The following is a 23840-nucleotide window of genomic DNA, read 5'->3' as shown; positions in this document are numbered from 1 at the left end:
ACTGGCAAGGGTTTTTATTTTGGCACGGTAGTGGAAAACCGGTATGCACAACCCGAAAGAAAATTTTGAAACAACCATTCCCAAGAAAATGAAAAAGAACCTTAAGAACCTAAACGCATCAACCTTATTTACTATCGCAATGATGGCAATCTTTACCATCTGTTCATTTAACAGCGTACAAGGACAAGTAACTCAAGTAGGTACAAGTCAGACAGTTTATTCTACATCAAACTCTCTTACTATAAATAAACCAGCCGGAGTTGCTGTGGGTGATCTAATGATCATCAATGTAATTAAGTATGCAAACGGAAATACCGCCGGAAACGCAATGTCTGGCTGGACCAAAATAGAATCAGCATTAGGAGGCAGTTCTGATAAGATCGGAATTCTTCTGTATAGAGTTGTTGACGGAACAGAAGGGTCAAGTTTTACTTATTCATTAGGAGGATCAAACTATGCTCAAGCTACAATTATTGCATATACCAACGTAGACCCTACCAGCCCATTTGATGTAACTCCAACATCAATTACAACACCTTCAAGTGTAGCTACAACTGTAAATCCTGCAAGCGTAACAACAGTTACTCCAAGAGCTTTCATATTGATGTTGGGGATGAGTTTCAGCAATGCTACTACTAGCAGAACTTTTAGTACATGGTCAGCTACTTCTACTTCTACATTAACAGAAGTGTATGATAACGCCGGAACAAATTATGTATCGGTTGGTGCAGCTACTGGTTTAAAATCTGTGGCGGGTGCTACCGGTAATGGTACCATCACAGTTTCGGGAAATGCCTATTTAGGAGGAATCATTTTGGCAATAAGACCAAAGATCAGAAAACAATTCCGTTCTATTACATCAGGAAATTGGAATGCCACTTCTATATGGGAACAATCAATGGATCGTGGTGTAACATGGACTGCTGCTACTACAACACCTATTTATAAAGATGAGATTGTAACCATATCAACCGGAACAACAGTAACTCTTACTGCCAATTCTACTGCAAGCAGTGTTGCTATCAACGGTACTTTAAATCTTGCAACCTATTCATTAACCGGCACAGAAGATTTTATTGCTGAAAATAGCGGAACACTTTCAATCGGAGGTAACTCCAATTTCCCAACAGGTTTTTTAACAAAAACGCTAAATGCAGGTTTCACAATTGATTTTAGCGGAACTATTGATCAAACGATTAATGGAACTTTTGTTAACAATACTTTTAGCAACCTAAAATTAAGTGGAAGTGGTAAAAAGAGCTTGAACAGTAATATTTCGGTAAGTCGTAATTGGGTTCGTACAGGTACAGCAACATTCGAACCTAACACTTATAAAGTTATATTTATTGGAGATAATAGCGATAATCAAAATGCAGTTATTTCTGCACCAAAATCAAGCACAAGAAATCAATATGGTGCTTTTGGAGGTGAAATTTTTTATGATCTGGAAATAAATAAACACAATACCTCTACTACTGTCGGTAATGGCACGGGTGTAAATATTGCTGTATTACATGGTCTTACTATAACTAAAGGCACACTTAACATTGGTGATAGCAATATCGTTTTAGTTTCAAATAAAAATAACACTGCCAGTCTGAACCAATTCAACAGCACAAATGCTTCTATTATTTACAGCAGCACCGGTCGTTTTATTGTTCAACGTTTTATTGACAATAGCAGTTCTACGGTACGTACATGGAGAATGTTAACTGCTCCTTTACAAAGCACAGAAAGTATTTCTATCAGTGAAGCATGGCAGGAAAATACAGAAAGCAATAATTATACAACACCAGAAACTTTTAATCCTTGGCCAGGATTTGGCACACAAATTACGGGGCCAAAAGGATATACTGCCGGTAATGGTTTTGATCAGGGGTCAGGTTCATCTAGTTATTCAATTAAATATTTTAATGCAGCTACCAGCTCATGGGGATATCCATCTACTACCAATAAGACCGCTTTGATGAGTCAATCAGGTTGGGCAATATTTATTCGTGGCGATAGAAGTTTTGGAATCGCTAATCAATATACCGCCCCTACCAGCACAGTATTAGAGCCAAAAGGAAAAATAAACACCGGTGATATTACAGTAGATGTTGTAAAAGGTAAATTTAATCTTATTGGTAACCCTTACCCTGCACAAATTAATATGTCGAATGTTTCTATTGGCGGTAAAAGGAATGGCTGGTATGAATTATGGGATCCAAAAGCCTTTTCAAATTATTCAAAAACAGGAAAATACATTCCGTTTGTATGGGATGATGTTGCAGGAACTTATGTACAGGCCAATTCACCAGTTACAAAATGGACCGCAGGAACAGTAGAATCAGGCGTGGCATTTTTGATCAACCCGTCAGGTTCACAAATGATTTTTCACGAATCAGATAAAGTAAACAATTCAAACTCTCTGAATGGTATCCAAAATCGTCCAAGTGGTCTTACTTCATCAAGTTTCCGTTGCGATCTGGCTTTTTATGATACAACAGCAAGTTCAAACTATTCATACATTGATGGCACTTTAAATTTATACAATTCAACTTATAGTTCTTCAGTAGATCAGTTTGAAGATGTTTTATCAGCTATAGGTGGTACAACAACAGGTGCAATAAGAATTGCAAAAAACGGCAGTCAATTATCTATCAGTAAGGAACAACCTTTGACGGAAAATGATACTATTTACCTAAATATTTCTAAACTATCACAAATGCGTCATCGTTTAGCTTTTTCTTCTAAGAATATAAGTATGAATAACACTCAGGCTTATGCGATAGATAACTACCTGGGCACTTCAACACCGATAACATTAAATAACAATGATTCTACATTCCTGGATTTTGAAATAACTGCAGACCCACAATCAAACAGTATGAATCGTTTCATGGTAGTATTTAAAACAAGTATCAATGCTCCGCTTCCGGTTAGCTTCACCAGTATTAATGCAGTACAACAACAAAATAAAATTGCTGTTAAATGGGAAGTTGCCACAGAAACAAACGTGAATCAATATGAAGTTGAAAGATCAGCTGATGGCATCAACTTCACTACAGTGGGTACTACTAATGTAAATACTCACAGCTGGATAGATGCAATGCCATTACAAGGCAATAATTACTACAGAGTTAAATGCACATTCTTTTCAGAGCAAGCTAAATATTCAACTATTGTAAAAGTTACTTCAGATAAAGCTACTTCATCAATAGAGTTATTAAATAATCCTGTACTAAACAGTTTGATCAGTTTACAGTTCAACAATCAAAGTAAAGGAGTTTACAATGTAAATCTTTACAATGAAATGGGACAACAAGTACAAACTGCAAAATTGAGTTATGAAGGCGGAAACGGTGGACAATCTGTATCAGTTCCAACTTCATTACCAAAAGGTATTTATCAAATGGAATTGATCACTCCGGCCAATGAAAGAATAACAAAGAAAATTATGGTTAATTAAGGATAAAGGATGGTTTTTTGATTAAGAGCGGGAAAGATTTTAAGATCTTATCCCGCTTTTTTATTTAATAAAATACAATTTACCTATACAGCATAGAGAATAACATCACTGCACTCATTACAATCATCAGGGCATCTTCAATAATTGTAACAGTACTCATAGGAAGATTGAATACTGCTCCCAGGCAAGCGCATTGAATTTTACGTTTATTAAATACACTCTTCAACACTCCTATTATGCTAACAGTCATCACCACGATTGTAACTATATTAGTAAGCAAAGATTGAAAACCTATTGTATATGAAATCCCTAACCCCAACTCTATAAAAGGATATACAAAGCCCCAGCCTCTCCATTTTTTTGCTACAATATCATACATGGCATAGCTATCTGCAAAGCCATTAAGATCAAGCAATTTGAAAAAAGAAAAAGCAAGAAAAAATCCTGCCATAAAAACATTCATTCCATGCATCCAATCAATAGCATCATATTTGATTGCGGCTATCAAAGCAATAGCAGTGATATAAGCAAAGATCAACAGTATGGGTTTATATGTAGCTACCCAACTTTTTGCCTGCTCGGCGGTTTCATTATGTTCTATTGCTGAGATGGTATATTTTTCATTAAGCGAATGTTGAAAAACACTAAGAGGTATATGTTTTTCCATTGTAATGGTTGCAGTCTGTTTTTCTTTTGAAACGGCTACAGCTGTAACATCAGGCAATAAAAGCAAACTACTTTTTACTTTCGCTTCACAACTGCTGCATGTCATTCCGGTAACTTTATACGTGTGTGTCATTGCTTTAATTTTTTATACAAAATTAATTTGATCAACTGCCTAGTGTGTTATAAAATATCTTGTTTGATTTGTAAGATTTACTGTAGCGGAATTTATTTTATTTTAAACCGCAATCCTGCATACAATACTCTCCCATTTACAGGTCCCCAAATGATTGAACCATCAAAGTATGGACTGAACGGATCAGCGGCAGATACGATCGGATTCCCCTGCATGTAGTTAGTCAGATTTTCTGTGCCGACATACAGATCCCACTTACTACCTAATTGCTTAGTAACCTGTGCTGCCATTTGTAAAAAATCAGGAGAGTAATCTCCCATTTGTTTATCGGAAGGGTTACTACCGGTGTAGGGTAATCTTTTTTTACTAAACCATTGTGTAGTAAAATCAAATTTCCATTTATCCTTGGTTTCGTAAGCCAGATTCACAAAAGCTCTATGCTTCGCTATTAATGGCTTATCAAGCACAAGACCATTATAATTTGTCTGCACATCAAGCCAACGATATGCTAACCGAACATCAAATTTTGGAAAGAATTCATAATTCAGCTCCATTTGCACACTATTGCTAAACGATCTTCCTTTCAGATTATAGAAAAATATTTTTTGTGGGTTTGCATCTATATCCACTACCACCTGATGAGTAAAAGAGGTATGATAAGCATCTATACTAAATGATCCGGAACGGCTATTCAGTATAAAGTTTCGAACAAAATTAACTCCATAATTCCATGATCTTTCAGGATCAAGTCCGTAGCCATAAGCAGTAGACGGATTTAATATAGTATACACTCTTGAACTGGCAAATAACCCGGCATTTTCTGCAAAAACATTTGCTGTTCTGAAACCAGATCCAACAGAAAAACGAAGATTTGTTTTAGGGCTGAAGTCATATTTTAAATGCAGCCTTGGTGTTGCGATCCATTTATATTCATTGTGATAATCCAACCGTACTCCGGCAACAGCAGTAAATTTTTTACCCGGAGTATACGTGTATTCAAAAAAAGTTCCTGGTACCGTTTCCCGGCGTTTAAAATTGGTAGCATTATATTTTTCATTAAACACATCATTCACAAAACTTAACCCCGTCCGAAATTTATGAACTGTTGTACCGATAATAGATTGATAAATAAGATTGGCATAAACAGACTGTTGTTTACCATCATATTTTGTCAATCCATAATAAGAATCATTATTATAAGTATTTGCTGAAAAAATAAACCCAATGCTTTTATATTTTTGTTGTGGAAATACATAGCCGAGTTTTCCCGTAAAAATATATTGCTCTACATTAATGCCAACACCATATTTATTTGTTGTAAGCTTATCAGTTGAAGGATTAAAATCTAACTGCCCTGCCTGCCGATGATCATTTAAAACTTTAATAGCAAACTGTGCAAAAATGCCTTTTGTATCAGCATATTTCCAACGGTTGATCACATTGAATTGTCTACCCAACGGAATGTCCAGAAAGCCATCTTTATTATCATCTGTCTTTGCAGCAACGCCGTTTACATGTGTAAACAGTGCTGTGCTCCACTTGTCGTTCACTCTTTGTGAAAGATCAATGGATGTTTCCATGCGTCCCAAATTATTGGCGTAAGCATTTATGAACAGCCTGTCCATTTTATCCGGTTTTTTCTCTTCCACATTTATCTGCCCGGCAATGCTTTCGGAGCCGTTAGCAACGGAGCCGGTTCCTTTGGTAACCTGTATCCCTTCTATCCATGGTCCGGGAATAAAGGTGAGTCCGTAACTCCCTGCCAGTCCACGTATTTCAGGAGTGTTCTCTGTAGTTATCTGTGTATAATTTCCTGACAAACCTAATAATTGAATTTGTCTGATGCCTGTTACCGCATCTGCATAACTAACATCAACAGATGGGCTGGTTTCAAAACTTTCACTCAAATTGCAACAAGCTGCTTTGACCAATTCTTTACTACCGATATTCAACGTATTTAAAGTGCTCAACGAAGAAATATATGTTGATGGCCTTTTGGAATTTACCACCACCTCAGTGAGCTTTGAAGTAACTGCATTCTTAAGTATTATTTTTACCTGTTCAGAAGAAATAATATTTACTGTATCTGTTTTAAAACCCACATAACTAATAGCAAGTTGTATAGGAATATTACATTCCAAACGAAACACTCCCATACTATCAGAGGAAGTTGTATGTTTTGTATTTAAACAAACTACAGTAGCATTTGCCAGTGCCGACAATTTACCCTTTTTATTTTCTTCCAAAATAACCCCTGTGATGGTCTGTGTTTCCATTGCAGGCACTATCACTTTATACGTTGTATCAGCTATCGCTGCTGCAGCTGCTGGTTTTACATATCTTTCATAATAACAACATTCCGGCAAACTCTTGTATGTATTTTCATCAGCCTGAAATTCTTCAGTATCGTGCCCTACCGAAGCCAATTTTTTTGATAGTTGCGTTTTAGATAATTTTAAGCTATCATAACTAACTGTAAGCATTTTTGTCTCTATACTCCAGTTTGCCTTATATACATTCATGCTTTTCATCGCCTTTTCAATCCGGCTCTTACATTGTGAACAGGTACCGAATACTTTAAAACTTTCTGTCTTTATATTTTTATTTTGTGCGGATGCTGCAAAACTTATTACAGTAAATAACGCCGCAAGGATATATTTCATCTTCTTAATTTTTTCAAGTAAATGATATCGATTCAATTATTGCTATTCAATATCATATAAATATTATTGGATATGAGCTTCTACAGCATTATTTACAGCTGCGATATGGCTCAAAATCAAACATACTGTTCAGAAAAAAATCAGATTCGGAAGATGCAATAGAGAATACGCCTGGATGGCAAAAGATCCGGTGGAGGGCATTTGTAAAATAAATCAGTATTGCCTGCGCCGGTAAAATTTATAACAATATTATCTGTTGGATGTAAAATTACCGCTAAAACTGCAGGGGCTAATTGAAAAGAAGTTTGATCAGTATTTTTTTGATCTGTAGTTAATTTTATTACAACGGTTTCATTTTTACAACAACCTTTCCCAGACCTGGCTTTGCATTTTTCTTCTTTTATATCCGGTGTAAGAGAAACGCTTTTTAATTTACCGCAGCAATAAAAATAATTAATACTTACTCCGAAAGAGGAGATAGAGTAAGTAATTAAAATTGCTATTAGTAACAGGCGCTTCATTATAGAAATTTGATATCATAAAGGTAAAACATATCTACAATGCCACGTTATACTATTTTGGATAAGATTTGTAAGATTTACAGCTCTTCTATATTTTTTCGCTTAAACTCCTTCAGCGCTTTAAAATGACTGGGGGTAAACCCTGTTACTTTTTTAAACTGATTGGATAAATACGCAACACTGCTATAGCCCAACCTATCCGCAATTTCTGACAAGCTAAGTTCATCATACACAATCAGTTCCTTTGCTTTTTCAATGCGCTGAGTGATATAATATTTCTCAATTGTTGTACCTTCTGCTTCGGAGAAAAGATTGCTTAAATAATTATACTCCTGGTGAACTTCCGCCGTAATAAAATCAGAAAGATTGGTTTTTAACTCACTATCAGAATGATGGACCAAACGAATAATGGCATTTTTTATCTTCTCGATGGTACGTATTTTTTTGTTATCGATGACTTCAAAACCTAATGCTTTTAAAGATGTATTCAACGCTAAAAGCTGGTCTTTTGACAGGTCCGTTTCGGTTTCCACTTCACCCAGGCGCACAGATAAGGTTTTAATTGCAAGTTTTTCAAAAACCGATTTTACAACCATTGAACACCGGCTGCACACCATATTTTTTATATAAACCTTCATAGAAACATAAAGATACAGCTTGATTTTATGAATAATTGTAATTGTATTTTTAAAAGTTCAACCGAGGAATAAACACAGGTCATATCTCGGTTCTCCCAATGTAATTTTTTCTACTCATTTTAACTTGTGTGATACGGCTTTTGTCTTTTAATGTTTTACAGACAATACGAAATCTAACAAAAACAAAAAATGATATGTTTCAATTTAAACCCGGTTCAAAACAATTATCCCTAAAGCAAAAGGGAATCAAGCCCTTCTCGCTTGATTCCCTTTTGATAATTGCTAAAACTATAAAACTATTATTACTTCCATACAATTATTGTTTTAGAGAGAGACTGCTTATTATTATAATATATGGAAAGCTGATATGTTCCGGAGCTAAGGTTACTTATATCCATTTGTTCCGTTTCTTTAATTGAAGGTATATACCTTGTATAAACTACCCGTCCGATATTATCATACAACACAAGCTTGCCAGGTTTATTAAACCCATCCTTGCCGAAATTAATATTAATATTTGTTGTTGCCGGGATTGGGTAAATATGTATCTCATTTTTATTGATACCCTTTACATACATTATTTGGCTAAATGTTATTATGCCCTCTGCACTTGTCTCTTTTATTCTGTAATAATTATCAATAGCCGGCTGCACATCTGTATAAGTGTATTTTAAAGCATTAGTTGAAACAATAGCAGCTAACTTGCTGAATGTAATTCCATCAAAACTTCTTTCAACAGTAAAAGTGCTACCAGATACTACCTGTGCAATTGAAAAATCAACTTGCACTGCATCCCCTGATCTATTTGCTACTGTATTTACAAATTTTACAGGAAGAGTTGAATTTGAGCCCCTTCGCTTTATCCCAAAGTTTACATTAGTAATAATTATTGTGGTTAGATTTATTGTAGCTGATTTACCATCTACTCCTCCATCGTCACCAGATCCTAGACCAATAAATTCTCCAGTATTTTCCCATCCATCTGGTAAAGAGGCTTCAGCAGATGCCATCAAATCATTTATCAATACCCAATATTTTCCAGCATTTAAACCTGCAAAGTTATATTTGCCGTCTGCCGCAACTGCTTTGGTTGCTAAAATTGTATTAATACTGTCTAATAAGTGGGCATACAGTTTACCTCCTGCATTTGTACCTAAGCCATTTACTGCCCCATCCTGCAAACCATTGGCATCTTCGTACACATTACCACTGATTGAAAGTGTTTTAAACGACATGGTTACTGTTGCAGGTGCACTTGATTGTAAGGCCGCATCTACTTCAGCATAAGTAAAGCTTACTATTACTGCGCCGTCATTAGGATCTACTGTTAATAATGATGGATTGTAATTCTTAATAGTATCGCCGGTTACTACCGGAACGCCATTGTAATACAATACACCATTTGTTGGAAGGGTTTTAATAATCACCGTATCCTGATTACCTGTACCAGGGAAACTTCCTTGTTCTGGATCACTACCATTTAATGTTGGTACTACTATTTTATTTGTACCGCCAGGATTAATATAGAAAAATGGTTGCGCCACATTTTTTGCAGTCGGCAATTGTTCTATTCCAAAGTTTACATTAGTAACATTTGCTGTAGTTAGATTTATTGAAGCTGATATACCATTTACTACACCATCGTTACCAATTCCTGTACCGATAAACTCTCCGGTATTTACCCAATTGCCCGGTAAAGTGGTTGCTGTTGATGCAGTGGATGAGGTATTAACAAGCACACTATATGTTCCTGCAATCAAACCTGCAAAACTATATGTACCATTTGCTGCTACTGCTATTGTTGCTACTACAACATTGCTGCTGTTTAATAATTGAGCGTAAAGTTTACCTCCTGCATTTGTACCTAAGCCATTTACCGTTGCATCCTGCAAACCGTTGGCATCATCATACACATTACCACTGATAGAAAGTGTTGTAAACGGCATGGTTACTGTTGCAGGTGCACTTGATTGTAATGCCGCATCTACTTCAGCATATGTAAAGCTTACTGTTACTGCACCGTCATTAGGATCCACTGTTAATAATGCCGGATTGTAATTCTTAATGGTATCGCCGGCTACTGCCGCAATTCCATTGTAATACAATACACCATTTGTTGGAAGGGTTTTGATAATTACTGTATCTAAATTTCCTGTGCCCGGGAAAACTCCTTGTTCCGGATCACTGCCATTTAATGTTGGTACTATTACTTTAGTCGTACCGCCGGGGTTAACCTGACTAGCAGCAGTTACTGCATTGGCTGTTGGTAATTGTTCAATACCAAAGTTTACATTAGTAACACTTGCAGATGACAATACAATATTTACAGATTTACCATTTACCAATCCATCATTACCAACTCCTGTACCGATAAACTCTCCGGTATTTACCCAGTTAGTTGGCAAAGTGGTTGCTGTTGATGCAGTGGATGAGGTATTAATAAGCACACTATATGTACCTGCATTCAAACCTGCAAAACTATATGTACCATTTGCTGCTACTGCCGTTGCAGTTAGATCGGTTCGATTCTATAATATTTGATAACAATACCAATCAAATCTTTTTAGAATTTTCCGTACCACGCTTTACAGATCAGGAAAATTTACTGATTCAATACAAATTAGATAACCAACCATGGAGCTTGATAAAAAATGAAGAGCTACTCGGATTGAATCTTTATAATCTTTCTTCTGGCTGGCACGAGCTTATAATCAGAAAGCGAACAGGCTTTGATACAAATGATTTTGCATACACCAAAGTTGCTATCTATATTGATAAAAAGTATTATGAAAAATGGTGGTTCATACCAGTACTGTTATTAGGACTAACAGGTATAATATGGATGACGGTTTTATTATCTAATAAAAATTTACAAAGAAAAAAGAAACAATTACAAAAACAAGTAGATCTACAGACAAAAGAACTGAAAAAAGCCCTTAATACCAAAGAAACGTTGATATCTGTTGTTTCGCATGATATGATCGCTCCATTAAAATTCGTTTCCTATATAACAGATATTCTTGGAAAAGGAATTGAAAAAGATCCCCAAAAAATAAATGATGCACTCACAGATATTAAGAAAACAACCGATAAAGTTTTGTCTGACTCGCTAAATATTATTAGCTGGATAAAATATAGTAGCGGAAAAATAAAAACAGAAAGACAGTCAATCGATCTTTACTCATTGACTGAAGAAATTATTCAGTTATTTTCTCCTTTAGCAAATAAAAAGGGAATAAACCTATACTCTACTATAAATAATACAGTGGCGATCGAATCCGATCCAAACATAATCAAGGTCATAATCAGTAATCTTGTTTCTAATGCTGTAAAAAATACAAACGAGGGTTATATTGAAATTAGCTTTTCACATACAGATTCAGAAGAAATATTAACAATAAAAGATACTGGTTCGGGCATAAGTAAAAACAAACTGAAACGCATACACGAAGTATTAAAAGGGAATTTCATGCAAGCAAATAATGAAGCAATCAGCACAGGATTAGGTTACCTCATCATCGGAAGATTAATTTCTGTGATCAAAGCTAAAATAGTAATTGATAGTACTCCGGAACGAGGCACAGAAGTAAAAATAATTTCATCAGTTAAATAAAATAAAAACAATAATCCTCAAATACAAGTATATATTCAATTCAAACATTAAGTTGCCTGTATAATTATATCTTTTACTCACATCAAATAAGAATCTTCCCGAAAGTATTCTATTTCGAATATGTTTTCTCCTCTCTGAACAAGGTAATTTCTTTTCAAAAAAGCCTGTAGTAAAAGTACTACAGCCGCATATTGCAATTATTACATTTCCCACTATACCTCAATTATACCTTTGCTTCATTATCAAGAAATTGATATTTGTCAATTAAATAATTGACAAATATCAATATATGGCGACCATGGATTAACACACATAATTGTATTCTGTTAATCCCAAGCGCTGTGATTTATCTAGGTAAAAACTTTAATTATTAAATATGATATCAGATTCTATCATCAAATCATTATTCAGAACCTCCCCCATACTAAAACATTATCCTTATCAGGTAATGCTGCCGCTTATTAAGACAAAAACGCTTAAGCCTGGTGAGATTTTACATAGAGAAGGAGAAGTCGATTCAAATGTATATATAATTATATCGGGCATACTGAAGAGTTATATTCATGAAAACAACGAAAAAATATTATCGCTATTTTTTGAAGCTGGCGATATTATAACTGCGTCTCCAACTAATAATGAAAAAAATACTGTTTGGGAAACAGTAGAAGCTACTACAAAAACTCATTTAGTTTATTTTGAACATGAACAATTTTTAAATCTTTATGACAGTGACGCTATGATGTTTAGCCTTTATATAGAAAGCTCTAAAAAAACACTGCTCCAGCATTTTCAGCGACACAAAAATTTATTGTTTAAAACTGCAGTTGAACGATACCGGGAATTTGAAAAAATAATGAGTAATCAATTGCCTTATCTATCACTGAAAGATATTGCATCATACCTGAATATTACACTGGAAACTTTAAGCAGATTACGAAACAAAAAACCAAATCGGAGAATTACATATTAACTAAAAATTACAGCAATGCTCGACACCGAAACTAAAAGTTTGATCAAAAGCAAACTTGGCCATTATATTTCCGAAGTAGAAATTGAGGCGATTTTGCCACATGTATTTATAAAAGAATTAGAACCTGGCCGATTGCTATTTATCGAAGAATCCATCGATGAGAATAATTATTTTTTGATTGAAGGATTAATGAAGAGGTACTTTGAAACGGGTAAGAAAAGAAATATCACCAATTTTATTAAACCCGGTAATCTGATCAGTAATTTATCTTCAGAAATAAGTGATGGAAAAGCCTGGGAAACACTTGAGGCAGTAACAAAAGTAAAGCTACTTTATATAACGAAACAATCATTATTTAGTATTTGTAAATCAAACTACAAATTAGGCCTGCTTTACCTTGATTTTATTATGAAGATTCGGAAGAATCAAACCAACAAATTAAGACAGATCATTAATAAGAAGTCAAATGAAAAAGTCGAAAATTTTATGGTTGCATATAAACCTTTTGCTGATTATGTTCCTCAAAATGAAATTGCTTCATTTTTAAATGTAAGTCCTGAGACATTAAGCAGAACCAAGAGGGCTATGATTACCAAATCATCATAGGCATAAAAAACATATTGCAACATACAAGATTTAGAATAAAAGCTCATCCAGAGAATCGTTGGAGCTATTGATCTGATCTATACCAAAAAAATCCAATTCCATTGCTCCCTTACAAGGGAGTTTGAAGACAATATTTTAACCGTACCCTTATAAAAAACAAATTCCCGTATTTTAATAAATACCGGAATCTTAAACACATCCCTTAACGGACTAAATTAAAATATTATGACTTTAAAACTTTGGAACAACAATTTTTACCTGGCGAAGGAGCAGCTTTACAGCTTAAAGAAAAATGGACTAAACATTTTTGAGCAGCTAAACCACATCGTGATTTTAATGAGCTGCTTGAAATTAATTTCTGCCATAATCGAAAATAACCAATTAAGGCACTCATACTTAGCGTTATTTGTTTATTTGCTACCACTTCTTTTAAGTACCGGCACTCACTTTCTTCTGGCAAAAAAAAGATTTACCGCTTGTTTTATTTTATCTTTTTACTGTATGCCAGTTAGCATTATTTTAGTTGGTTTATATGAGCAAATGACTTACCTGGTACTTTTTGAAGTTGCTTATGGTATAGTTGGTTTTTTTATTCTTCAAAAAAGAAGCTATATAATAATCTCTTACACTTTTACTGCTTTGACCGGCCTTATGATTGGAATCAGGGAGATCTTAAACACAACAACTTCTCCTACATACCAGATCGGTCTTTTGATATTAAATTTCTGCATTTTCTTTATCCCGTTTTATTTCATTCTTGGATATATAAGAGGTATTATCGAATTAGCGCTCAAAAATAAATCATTAGCTGAGTCAACTGAATTTCAGAATAAGGTCGTCACTATTCTTTCTCACGACATCAGAGTTCCGTTAGTGGCAATAAAAAATATGCTCACCTCATATTCCAAGGAAAAAATATCAAAAGAAACCATTCTTGAATATTTACCTGACATTGAAGAAAACGTTCGTTATCTAAATGATCTTTTTGAAGACATGCTATGCTGGTCAAAGGCTCAACGAACACATCAGGAGTTGGAAAAAGAGTATTTGAGTTTAAAAGATATTACTGAAGAGGTATGTCATGCTTATATAGGGGCAGCCAGTTCAAAACGAATAACACTGCACAACCAAATAAACGATTCCAGGATAATTTTTGCAAATGAACGATCTGTGAAAGTGATTTTAAGAAATCTTATTTCGAATGCAATAAAATTCACTGATATGGGGGGTGATATTTTTATATACTCAGAAAAGAATGATTTTTTTGATACAATATCTGTAAAAGATACGGGGCGTGGAATTTCTGAAGAAAATTTAAAGAAGATCCGCAATGGTCTTGAGGTAAGCACTAAGGGAACACTTGATGAATCGGGCACTGGCTTAGGTCTTTATTTCTGTAAAGATTTTGCTATCAAAAACGGTGGCGCCCTCTTTGTAGAAAGTGAGCAAGGCAAAGGCAGTACATTTAGTTTTACAATACCTCTGAAAAAAAAGCTATAGAATCTTATCCCCTATATTATGATATAAATTCTACTAACAACGAATGAATCAAATTGCTAAAAAGTATCTGAATCTATAGGTAACGAATGCATATACTTGATTTACTGAAAACATACTTCAATATAAATTGCTTCATTCCTAATATAACCCTGAGAAGCTATGTGAAACAAGAAGAGAATTTATTCCAAAAAATTGGGATCATTCCAGCACAGTTGTCAAAAATCATCAGAACTATAAGTATTGATTCTGAAACTTGGCTGTTTTCTTTAAAAGTAGGCTAAATAAAAAATCGTAATTAATTCAAATTAATTACGATTTTTTAAGTGGAGCTGCAGGGAGTCGAACCCTGGTCCAAACACATTCGTCATAAGCTTTCTACATGTTTATTGTTGCATTAGTTGTCGGGAAAAAGCAGGAGCAACACACACCAACCTTATCCGTAGAAGAATAGTCTTAAACAATGGGCACTTCATTCCATTGCAGCAACCCGTTTTCTTTTTGAGTCGGCGGCGGAGCTTGGTAACAGGTAAACCTGCCCGGCGGCCCTAATGGATGCTAATCTATCGATTAAGCAGCCATGGCATACGAAGTATTGCCATTTGAAATTTTGAATATTCAGATTAAAGTGCTAATTATCCAACGCACTACATGCTTACACTTACAAAGAACTATGCTGTCAAAACCGGTCAGCCCCGGGTTGATTTGAAGATTTGGAAATTTGATGATTTGAAGATGGATAGCTTTCGAAATTAAGAATGCTCATTTCCAAATCATCAAATTTCCAAATCTTCAAATTATTTATTTTCCTCTCCCCCAACCAAACCAATCATTGCCATTGGCGAAGAGCATTAAACCTAACAATAGAATCATGCCAACAATTTGAGCATACTCTAAAAATTTTTCACTCGGTTTTCTGCCCGTGATCATTTCTACAAGAGTAAATACTACATGTCCTCCATCTAGTGCCGGTATTGGTAATAAATTCATAAATGCCAATACAATAGATAAGAACCCGGTGATTCTCCAGAAGGACTCCCATTCTCCCCATTGTGTAGGAAAGATAGATCCCATAGATTTAAAACCACCTAAGCCTTTATAGGCTCCGGTACTAGGACTTAATATCAATTTAAACTGATCAATATAAAATTTTAATTTTCCCATTGCCATTGAAATGCCTGCAGGTATTGCTTCTAATAGACCGTATTTCTTTTTATCTAATTTAAATACACCCAAACTATCAAACTGCTCCAATGTTAAAAAAGGTAATCCTATTTTTCCATCCTCATTTACATTTGCCTGTACATTGATCAACGTACCTTTTCTATCAACACTTAAGTTTACTTTTTGATTCTTTCTGCTCGCAAGAATCACAGGCATCTCATCATAGAAAGCTACAGGCAAAGAATCTATCGCAATAATTTTATCCATTTCCTGCAAGCCGGCTTTTTTCCCGTTGGAAGAATCTTTTGCATCATAAGCCCCCACATACGGAGGAATACGCTGCATTAATAACATCCCCGTTTTCTTTTTATTTTCTACCAAACGCTCAATAAAATTATGAGGCATTGTTATATTGCTTTGCACACCATTTCTTTCTATCGTAATATTTTTACTCAATAATAATTTCGCCTGGATCTCATCAAAAAATTCCATCGGCTTGCCATCCACTGCCAATATTTTATCTCCGTTACGAAGACTTAATTCATATAACACACTATCCTGTACCCAAATACCATTTTTTACAGAAGCATTAGGCACCTTGGTTTCTCCCCAAACAAATAATACCATTGCGTAAATAAAAAATGCCAATAAGATATTTACAATAATACCTCCCAACATAATGATCAAACGTTGCCAGGCCGGCTTACTTCTGAATTCATATGATTGAGGTGGCAATTTCATTGCTTCTTTATCCATACTTTCATCAATCATGCCGGCAATTTTTACATAGCCGCCTAAGGGTAACCAACCAATACCATATTCTGTTTCACCTACTTTCTTTTTAACTAAAGAAAACCAAGGATTAAAGAACAGATAAAATTTTTCTACCCTGCAGCCAAACCATTTGGCGGTGATATAATGTCCGAATTCATGCAGGATCACTAATATTGATAAAGACAGGATCAGATAGAAAACCTGTATTCCTACGTTGCCCCAATTGATTGCTAATAATGTCATATTTGTTGCCCCCATCCCCTAAAGGGGAGTTGTGATTGTTAATTTAAAGTTTTCTTGCTATCGCTTTTGAAAAGACGCATGTAAAGTCTCTGCCTTTACACCCCCTTTAGGGGATGGGGGCGGTTTTACAACTTGATCAGCGAAGCCGCAAAATTACGGGCTTCCCCATCGCTTTCAAAATATTCTTCAAGTGTTGGAGATTCGATAAATGCAGTGTTTTGGATAGTTTTTTCCACAACGGCAGTGATATCTAAAAAGCCAATACGGTTGCGTAGAAAGGCCCACACGGCAATCTCATTAGCAGCGTTTAATATGCAAGGCATATTTCCTCCCTTAAATAAGGCCTCTGTCGCCAATGCTAAATTTCTGAAAGTTTTAACATCAGGCTCCTCAAAACTAAGGTTGGCAAACCTGCGAAACTCAAATCGAGGGAAATCATTCTTTATACGTTGGGGGAAAGTCATTGCATATTGTATCGGCAATTTCATATCCGGCAATCCCATTTGAGCTTTTATACTGCCATCCTCAAACTGTACCATACTATGAATAATACTTTGCGGATGAATCACTACCTGTATTTGTTCGGGCTTTAAATTAAACAACCATTTTGCTTCTATCATCTCCAACCCTTTGTTCATCAATGTGGCAGAATCAACAGAAATTTTTGCCCCCATATTCCAGTTTGGATGTTGCAATGCATGATCTCTTTTTACATTCACCAAAAAATTAGGCTTCTTCCCAAAGAAAGGGCCACCACTTGCTGTCAATATAATTTTCTCAATGGCATTTCGTCCTTCACCAACCAAACATTGAAAAATAGCAGAGTGTTCGCTATCAACAGGAATAATTGGCGAACGATTTTCAACAGCAGTTTGCATTACAATATCTCCTGCCACCACCAATGTTTCTTTATTTGCCAAACCAATCGCCTTCCCTTTCTGTGCCGCTTTTAATGTAGGTTTTAACCCTGCAAAACCAACAATACCAGCCATCATAAAATCGTAGGTATCAAAATCCGCAGCTTCTTCCAAAGCATCTTCGCCTGCAAAAACTTTTGTATCTGTACCTGCTAATGCATCCTTTACTTTCTGGTATTTTGTTTCGTCTCCGATCACAACAGCATTCGGTTTAAATTCCAAAGCTTGCGCAACCAGCAATTCATCTTTTGTTTGTGCAGTTAATATCTCTACCTCAAATAATTCAGGATTAGCACGGATCACTTCTAATGATTGTGTACCTATTGAACCGGTGGAACCAAATATTGCTATGCGTTTTTTTTGACTCATTTTTATTTTTCTTTTAATACCAACGATAGTATTTCATGGCATCATCGTTCCATCGCAATCCTTTCATCTACATGCCAATGGGCATCTTTGTAGATGTTTTGCCGTGAAAGCTATATTGGGTAAAGATAAGGGAAAATAAAAAGCCCCAAAAAGGGCTTTCAAATATTAAGGATTTTATTAACTTAATAAGTTGGCAAAGGCTTCCCTGATCTTCTTAAAATTGAACCTACTTACAATTATATCCATTTTTTGCTGAATTTGAGCATTCTGCAAATTCCCAATCGTCCCTTCATGTGTGTGATTCACTTCAGGAGTATAAGTAAAGTCACCTTTTTCGATCGAAAGACCAACTTGTTTATAAGCATCTCTGAAAGGCACACCTTGCAACACCAATTTATTTACTTCTTCAACACTAAAGAGATATTTATATTTTTCATCTTTCAGCAGATCTTTATTCACTTGAATATTACTCAACATCAAACCTGCCATTTGAATACAATCATTCAAATTTTGAAATGCAGGAATAATATGTTCTTTCAATAATTGCAAGTCTCTGAAATAACCGGAAGGCAAATTAGTTGTCTGCATCATGATCTCATTTGGTAATGCTTGTATTCTATTGCAATGAGAACGTATCAATTCAAATACATCCGGATTTTTTTTGTGTGGCATAATGCTGCTGCCTGTAGTCAATTCATCAGGAAAAGAAATGAATGCAAAATTTTGATTTAAGTATAAACATGCATCCATACTTAATTTAGAAAGCGTAGCTGCAATATTTGCAATGGCAGCAGCAACAATTCTTTCTGTTTTACCTCTACCCATTTGTGCATACACCACATTGTGATTTAAACTATCAAAGCCCAACAACTCAGTTGTCATTGTTCTGTTGATCGGAAACGAAGAGCCATAGCCAGCTGCAGAGCCTAAAGGGTTTTTGTTTACTACTTCGTAAGCAGCTTGCACAGTGATCAGATCGTCTACCAGACTTTCTGCATACGCCCCAAACCATAATCCAAAAGATGAAGGCATGGCTAATTGTAAATGCGTATAGCCAGGTAATAGATCGCCTTTATATTTTTCGCTTTGGGTAATTAATAGATCAAATAATTCTTTCGTATTGCCAACTAATTTTTCAATTTCACTTCTTAAAAATAATTTTAAGTCAACTAAAACCTGATCGTTTCTGCTTCTTGCACTGTGAATCTTTTTACCAATATCCCCTAACTTCTGCGTCAACATCAATTCAACTTGTGAATGGATATCTTCTACACCATCTTCTAATTTAAAATCAGGTTTCGTGGTTAATTGGTAAATATTTTTAAGCTCTGCTTGTAATTGCGTTAATTCATCTTTCGTCAACAAGCCTATAGACTCCAGCATCTGGGTATGCGCCAAAGAACCTAACACATCAAACGGTGCTAAATAAATATCCAGATCCCTATCGTTGCCAACAGTAAATTTTTCTACTTCTTTCAGAGATACTTTATCTTTTTGCCAGAGCTTCATATGAGTTAAGAGTTAAGAATTATGAGTTAAGAGTTATTGAAAAAAGATTCGAGTTTATTAAACTCATAATTCTTAATTCTTAACTCTTAATTACTAAACTATTTGTTCAACCATTTTAATATAAGTAGCGATACCATCCTTAATTTCATCCAGATAAATAAATTCATCTGCAGTATGGCTTCTTGCGCTATCTCCAGGTCCCATCTTCAATGTCGAAAAAGGCATCAAAGCCTTATCAGACGTAGTTGGTGAGCCGTAGTATCCTTTACCTAGAGCAATACCCGCTTTAACCAGAGGATGATCCAACGCAATAGAGGTCGATTTCATTCTTGTTGTACGTGGCTTGAAAGTACTTTTCAGGTTAGCTTTTAATGCTTCTAAAATTTCTTCGAAGCTGTACAGTTCATTCACCCTCACATCAATTACAAACTTACAGGTAGAAGGAACTACATTGTGTTGTTTGTTTTCAGTCTCAATAACTGTTACGGTTAAACGAGATTCACCCAACAACTCACTAACCTTTGGAAACTGATAATTTCTTATCCAGTTAATATCATCTAAAGCATTGTACAATGCATTCTCTCCCTCTTTACGAGCTGCATGCCCTGCCCTGCCGGGTGCTGTACAATCAATTACCATCAGCCCTCTTTCTGCAACAGCCATTTCTAATTTTGTCGGTTCCCCAACAATTCCAAAATCAATATTACCTAAGAAAGGTAAAACCAGTTCAATGCCATTCACCCCACTGATCTCTTCTTCTGCACTGGCTGCAAATACCACATTGTGACTGATATCATTTCTATCATAAAAATGCAAAAATGTAGCGATCAATGAAACCAAACACCCTCCTGCATCATTGCTACCCAATCCAAACAATTTGCCATCTTTCTCTATCGGTGTAAATGGATCTAACGTATAACCTTTATTAGGTTTAACTGTATCATGATGTGAATTTAACAACACTGATGGCTTGTTTACATCATAATATTTATTCTTTGCATAGATATTATTACCCACTCTCTGACATGGAATGCCATGACTTTCAAAAAAGTTTATAATGATCTCTGCCGTATCATTTTCTTCTTTAGAAAAAGAAGGCGTAGCGATCAGTTGTTTCAATAACCCCAATGCATCTGCATACAAAGTTTCAATCATAACTATTTTATTAAGGTTCCTTTTGTTTCGTTTGTTACGTTCTGCAACAAATCGTTTGCATCGCCGATCAATACTTCTTTTACGCCACTGTTAATAGCATCAAAAGCATTATCAATTTTAGGCAGTATGCCATCGAATAATTTATTCTCATTCAGCAATTGCTGATAAATATCTTTTGTAATTAAGGTGATGACCGAGTTTTCATCTTCCACATTTTCCAACACCCCTTTCTTTTCAAAACAATAGACCAACCTTACATCATAGCTTTTAGATAAAGCCACCGCAAGACTTGAAGCTACCGTATCTGCGTTGGTATTCAGCATTTGCCCTTTACCATCATGTGTTAGAGGTGCAATTATCGGCATAAGACCTGCATCTAATAACAATTGTAAATTGCCAATTGCCAATTGCTTATTGTCAACGTCCCCAACAAACCCAAAATCTATCCCATCTTTTGTGATCGGTCTTTTTACAGCAGGAATAATATTTGCATCAGCACCTGTCAAGCCAATAGCGTTACAATTCAATGATTGCAATTTTGCAACAACTTTTTTATTTACCAACCCGCCATACACCATCGTAACCAGGTCTATGGTATCAGCATCTGTGATCCTTCTGCCATTTACGTAGTTAGATTTAATGCCCAACTGCTCTCCTATTTTTGTTGCGATCTTTCCTCCGCCATGAATTAATATCTTCTTTCCCTCAACAGCAGCAAATGTTTTAAGAAATGAATCCAATGCTGATTCCTTATCTATTACATTTCCACCGATCTTTATGACAAATACTTTATCCATTATTTATTCTTCAAAATTTCTGCTAATACAGCTTGTGCAGCCCAAACTCTGTTTGATGCCTGTTGTGTTACGATACTATTTGCGCTATCCAATACTTCATCACTTAATTCCACATTTCTTCTTACAGGCAAACAGTGCATAATTTTCGCATTGTTAGTGAGCTTTAATTTTTCTTCTGTCAACATCCATTTTGGATCGTTGCAATAGATTCTTCCGTAATCAGTATAAGTACTCCAGTTTTTTACATACACAAAATCCGCATCTTTCAATGCCGCATCCTGATCTTGTGTAATGGTTGCGCCTTTTGTAAATTGTTCATCCAGTTCATAATCTTCCGGATGTGTGATCACAAATTCAGCTTCACCCCAGGCATTGACCCATTCTGCAAATGAGTTAGGAACACATTGAGGTAAGGGTTTGATGTGAGGAGCCCAGGTTAAAACAACTTTAGGTTTTCCCCCTCCGCCCCCTAAAGGGGGAACTGTAGGAAGACACTCTTTAATTGTAAGAATGTCGGTAAGCGATTGTAAAGGATGCAATGTCGCACTCTCTAAACTCACAATTGGGATGCCAGCATATTTAATAAAAGACTTCATTACCTCTTCACTATAATCTTCCTCTTTATTTCTTAACGTTGGAAATGCACGGATACATAGTATATCGAAATAATTACCCAGGATCGGCGCTGCATCTTTAACGTGTTCAACTGTGTTGCCACTCATGATGGCACCATCTTCAAATTCCAACGCCCAGCCGTCTTTGTCTACGTTGAATACAATTGGCTCCAGTCCTAAGTTTTGAGCCGCCACATGTGTACTTAATCTTGTACGTAGAGAAGGATTCAAAAATAATAACCCTATTCTTTTGCCTGCACCTAAATTTTTATCGGCAAAGGGATTTGCCTTGTATGCAATCGCTTTTGCAACTAATGCATTGATATCGGCAACATCTTTTACTGAAATAAAATTTTTCAATTTTTTTATTTTAATTTTTGTTCTGAATTAAACTGTTTCGGGAGTAAGCACTAATTCACTTTTTAAAGCCTTCAAAAATATATCAGCTTCAACCTTTGTAATATTCAAAGCTGGTAATAACCTGATCACATTTGGTTTTGCTTCACCGGTAAATATTTTGTGCTTGAATAACAAATTCTTCTTCACGTCTTTTAGTTCTTCAGGTAATTCAATCCCTATCATTAACCCTTTTCCTCTAATTTCTTTTATATTCGGCAATTTTTTCAACTCTTCAACCAGATAATTACCAACAGTTGCTGCGTTCGCCATTAAATTATCCTGTTCAATAATTTCTAACACAGCTAAAGCTGCGGCGCAAGCTAAATGATTACCTCCGAATGTTGTACCCAACATAAAATGTTTGGCAGGTATCTTTGGTGAGATAGAAACTCCTGCAACAGGAAACCCATTCCCCATTCCTTTTGCCATCGTATATATATCGGCATTTACACCACTATGATCATGGCTATAGAATTTCCCTGTTCTTCCGTAACCGCATTGAACACTATCGGCAATGAATATACTATTGTATTGATCGCATAGACTTCTTATCAATTGTAAGAACGAATCAGATGCAACCCTGATACCACCTACACCTTGTATCCCCTCAATGATCACCGCACAAACTTCATTGCCATTTGTATCAAAATATGCTTGTAATGCAGCTTCATCATTAAAAGGCAAGAACACCACATTATCTGTTTGGTTCACCGGTGCAACAATATTCGGATTATCTGTAACAGCTACCGCCAAAGATGTACGTCCGTGAAACGCTTTTGTAAATGCAATGATCTTTTTTCTACCATTGTAAAAAGATGCAGCTTTCAATGCATTCTCATTTGCTTCTGCACCTGAGTTGCACAAAAACAATTGATAATCTTCTTTGCCACTTATTGTACCTAATTTCTCTGCTAATTGAACCTGCAGAGGAATTTTTATTGAGTTAGAATAGAACCCAACTTTATGCAATTGATCTTCTAATCGTTTTACATAATGCGGATGTGTATGGCCAATACTAATTACCGCATGACCGCCATACAGGTCAAGGTATTTTTGTCCTTTATCATCCCAAACATAGGAACCCTCTGCCCTTTCAATTACGATATCATTTAAAGGGTATACATCAAAAAGTTTCATCGAT

The 23840-nt window shown here is 35.5% G+C and carries 17 protein-coding genes and 1 other RNA gene; 5 read left to right on the top strand and 13 right to left on the bottom strand.

The window, feature by feature from the left end:
* Positions 1 to 43 precede the first annotated feature (43 nt).
* Positions 44 to 3451: a T9SS type A sorting domain-containing protein gene (locus LK994_RS08440; protein ID WP_229759636.1), complete on the top strand. Its 3408-nt coding sequence runs from the start codon at positions 44 to 46 to the stop codon at positions 3449 to 3451.
* Positions 3452 to 3530: 79 nt separating this feature from the next.
* Here the strand turns inward: LK994_RS08440 and LK994_RS08435 are convergent, their stop codons facing one another.
* The 5 genes from LK994_RS08435 to LK994_RS08415 form a co-directional block, all read right to left on the bottom strand.
* Positions 3531 to 4250 carry a heavy-metal-associated domain-containing protein gene (locus tag LK994_RS08435; protein ID WP_229759635.1) on the bottom strand — a complete coding sequence of 240 codons (720 nt, stop codon included), beginning with the start codon at positions 4248 to 4250 and terminating at the stop codon, positions 3531 to 3533.
* 92 nt (positions 4251 to 4342) lie between these two features.
* Positions 4343 to 6913 carry a TonB-dependent receptor domain-containing protein gene (locus LK994_RS08430; protein ID WP_229759634.1) on the bottom strand — a complete coding sequence of 857 codons (2571 nt, stop codon included), beginning with the start codon at positions 6911 to 6913 and terminating at the stop codon, positions 4343 to 4345.
* Positions 6914 to 7053: 140 nt separating this feature from the next.
* Positions 7054 to 7434, bottom strand: coding sequence for an HYC_CC_PP family protein (locus LK994_RS08425; protein WP_229759633.1), 381 nt, complete (start codon positions 7432 to 7434; stop codon positions 7054 to 7056).
* A 77-nt stretch (positions 7435 to 7511) separates the two neighbouring features.
* Positions 7512 to 8030, bottom strand: a complete 519-nt coding sequence (locus tag LK994_RS08420; protein WP_229759632.1) for a helix-turn-helix domain-containing protein — start codon at positions 8028 to 8030, stop codon at positions 7512 to 7514.
* Between the two features lie 344 nt (positions 8031 to 8374).
* Positions 8375 to 10540, bottom strand: coding sequence for a T9SS type A sorting domain-containing protein (locus tag LK994_RS08415; protein WP_229759631.1), 2166 nt, complete (start codon positions 10538 to 10540; stop codon positions 8375 to 8377).
* A 14-nt stretch (positions 10541 to 10554) separates the two neighbouring features.
* On the opposite strand from LK994_RS08415, the gene LK994_RS08410 reads away from it, so the two are divergent.
* From LK994_RS08410 to LK994_RS08395, 4 genes are all read left to right on the top strand, one after another.
* On the top strand, positions 10555 to 11685 hold the full coding sequence (locus LK994_RS08410; protein ID WP_229759630.1) for a sensor histidine kinase: 1131 nt from the start codon (positions 10555 to 10557) through the stop codon (positions 11683 to 11685).
* A gap of 376 nt (positions 11686 to 12061) precedes the next feature.
* Positions 12062 to 12655, top strand: a complete 594-nt coding sequence (locus LK994_RS08405; RefSeq protein ID WP_229759629.1) for a Crp/Fnr family transcriptional regulator — start codon at positions 12062 to 12064, stop codon at positions 12653 to 12655.
* A 39-nt stretch (positions 12656 to 12694) separates the two neighbouring features.
* Positions 12695 to 13261 (top strand): Crp/Fnr family transcriptional regulator, encoded by a 567-nt coding sequence (locus LK994_RS08400; protein WP_229759628.1) that lies wholly within the window; start codon positions 12695 to 12697, stop codon positions 13259 to 13261.
* Between the two features lie 225 nt (positions 13262 to 13486).
* Complete coding sequence (locus tag LK994_RS08395; RefSeq protein ID WP_229759627.1) at positions 13487 to 14761, top strand: sensor histidine kinase; 1275 nt, start codon at positions 13487 to 13489, stop codon at positions 14759 to 14761.
* Between the two features lie 321 nt (positions 14762 to 15082).
* On the opposite strand, the gene ssrA is transcribed toward LK994_RS08395, so the two are convergent.
* The 8 genes from ssrA to LK994_RS08355 all read right to left on the bottom strand — a co-directional run bounded on the left by ssrA (position 15083) and on the right by LK994_RS08355 (position 23836).
* Positions 15083 to 15455: a transfer-messenger RNA gene (ssrA, locus tag LK994_RS08390) on the bottom strand.
* 104 nt (positions 15456 to 15559) lie between these two features.
* Positions 15560 to 16939 (bottom strand): RIP metalloprotease RseP, encoded by a 1380-nt coding sequence (gene rseP / locus LK994_RS08385; RefSeq protein WP_229759626.1) that lies wholly within the window; start codon positions 16937 to 16939, stop codon positions 15560 to 15562.
* 125 nt (positions 16940 to 17064) lie between these two features.
* A complete protein-coding gene (locus LK994_RS08380) occupies positions 17065 to 18225 on the bottom strand; it encodes a 1-deoxy-D-xylulose-5-phosphate reductoisomerase (protein WP_229759625.1) in 1161 nt (386 codons plus the stop codon).
* Between the two features lie 177 nt (positions 18226 to 18402).
* Positions 18403 to 19734 carry an argininosuccinate lyase gene (gene argH / locus LK994_RS08375; RefSeq protein ID WP_229759624.1) on the bottom strand — a complete coding sequence of 444 codons (1332 nt, stop codon included), beginning with the start codon at positions 19732 to 19734 and terminating at the stop codon, positions 18403 to 18405.
* Positions 19735 to 19827: 93 nt separating this feature from the next.
* On the bottom strand, positions 19828 to 20889 hold the full coding sequence (locus tag LK994_RS08370) for a M20 family metallo-hydrolase (RefSeq protein WP_229759623.1): 1062 nt from the start codon (positions 20887 to 20889) through the stop codon (positions 19828 to 19830).
* Between the two features lie 2 nt (positions 20890 to 20891).
* Entirely contained in the window at positions 20892 to 21686 is a 795-nt protein-coding gene (gene argB / locus LK994_RS08365; RefSeq protein ID WP_229759622.1) for an acetylglutamate kinase, read from the bottom strand.
* Positions 21686 to 22660, bottom strand: coding sequence for an N-acetylornithine carbamoyltransferase (locus LK994_RS08360; RefSeq protein ID WP_229759621.1), 975 nt, complete (start codon positions 22658 to 22660; stop codon positions 21686 to 21688). Before LK994_RS08360 ends, argB begins: the two co-directional genes overlap by 1 nt.
* Positions 22661 to 22687: 27 nt before the next feature.
* Positions 22688 to 23836 (bottom strand): aspartate aminotransferase family protein, encoded by a 1149-nt coding sequence (locus tag LK994_RS08355; RefSeq protein WP_229759620.1) that lies wholly within the window; start codon positions 23834 to 23836, stop codon positions 22688 to 22690.
* Positions 23837 to 23840 lie beyond the last annotated feature (4 nt).

This window comes from Ferruginibacter lapsinanis, assembly GCF_020783315.1.
In the GTDB taxonomy this organism is placed as follows: Bacteria; Bacteroidota; Bacteroidia; order Chitinophagales; family Chitinophagaceae; genus Ferruginibacter; species Ferruginibacter lapsinanis.
The sequence above is the reverse complement of the archived record's forward strand: the minus strand, read 5'-3'. Positions and strand labels throughout refer to the sequence as shown.

Excerpts from the sequence above, each read along its gene's own strand:
- LK994_RS08395 (WP_229759627.1), top strand. The coding sequence starts at position 13,487 with ATGACTTTAAAACTTTGGAACAACAATTTTTACCTGGCGAAGGAGCAG.
- argH (WP_229759624.1), bottom strand. The coding sequence starts at position 19,734 with ATGAAGCTCTGGCAAAAAGATAAAGTATCTCTGAAAGAAGTAGAAAAA.
- LK994_RS08425 (WP_229759633.1), bottom strand. The coding sequence starts at position 7,434 with ATGAAGCGCCTGTTACTAATAGCAATTTTAATTACTTACTCTATCTCC.
- LK994_RS08440 (WP_229759636.1), top strand. The coding sequence starts at position 44 with ATGCACAACCCGAAAGAAAATTTTGAAACAACCATTCCCAAGAAAATG.
- LK994_RS08405 (WP_229759629.1), top strand. The coding sequence starts at position 12,062 with ATGATATCAGATTCTATCATCAAATCATTATTCAGAACCTCCCCCATA.
- argB (WP_229759622.1), bottom strand. The coding sequence starts at position 21,686 with ATGGATAAAGTATTTGTCATAAAGATCGGTGGAAATGTAATAGATAAG.
- LK994_RS08420 (WP_229759632.1), bottom strand. The coding sequence starts at position 8,030 with ATGGTTGTAAAATCGGTTTTTGAAAAACTTGCAATTAAAACCTTATCT.
- rseP (WP_229759626.1), bottom strand. The coding sequence starts at position 16,939 with ATGACATTATTAGCAATCAATTGGGGCAACGTAGGAATACAGGTTTTC.
- LK994_RS08355 (WP_229759620.1), bottom strand. The coding sequence starts at position 23,836 with ATGAAACTTTTTGATGTATACCCTTTAAATGATATCGTAATTGAAAGG.
- LK994_RS08435 (WP_229759635.1), bottom strand. The coding sequence starts at position 4,250 with ATGACACACACGTATAAAGTTACCGGAATGACATGCAGCAGTTGTGAA.
- LK994_RS08380 (WP_229759625.1), bottom strand. The coding sequence starts at position 18,225 with ATGAGTCAAAAAAAACGCATAGCAATATTTGGTTCCACCGGTTCAATA.
- LK994_RS08370 (WP_229759623.1), bottom strand. The coding sequence starts at position 20,889 with ATGATTGAAACTTTGTATGCAGATGCATTGGGGTTATTGAAACAACTG.
- LK994_RS08410 (WP_229759630.1), top strand. The coding sequence starts at position 10,555 with ATGTACCATTTGCTGCTACTGCCGTTGCAGTTAGATCGGTTCGATTCT.
- LK994_RS08430 (WP_229759634.1), bottom strand. The coding sequence starts at position 6,913 with ATGAAATATATCCTTGCGGCGTTATTTACTGTAATAAGTTTTGCAGCA.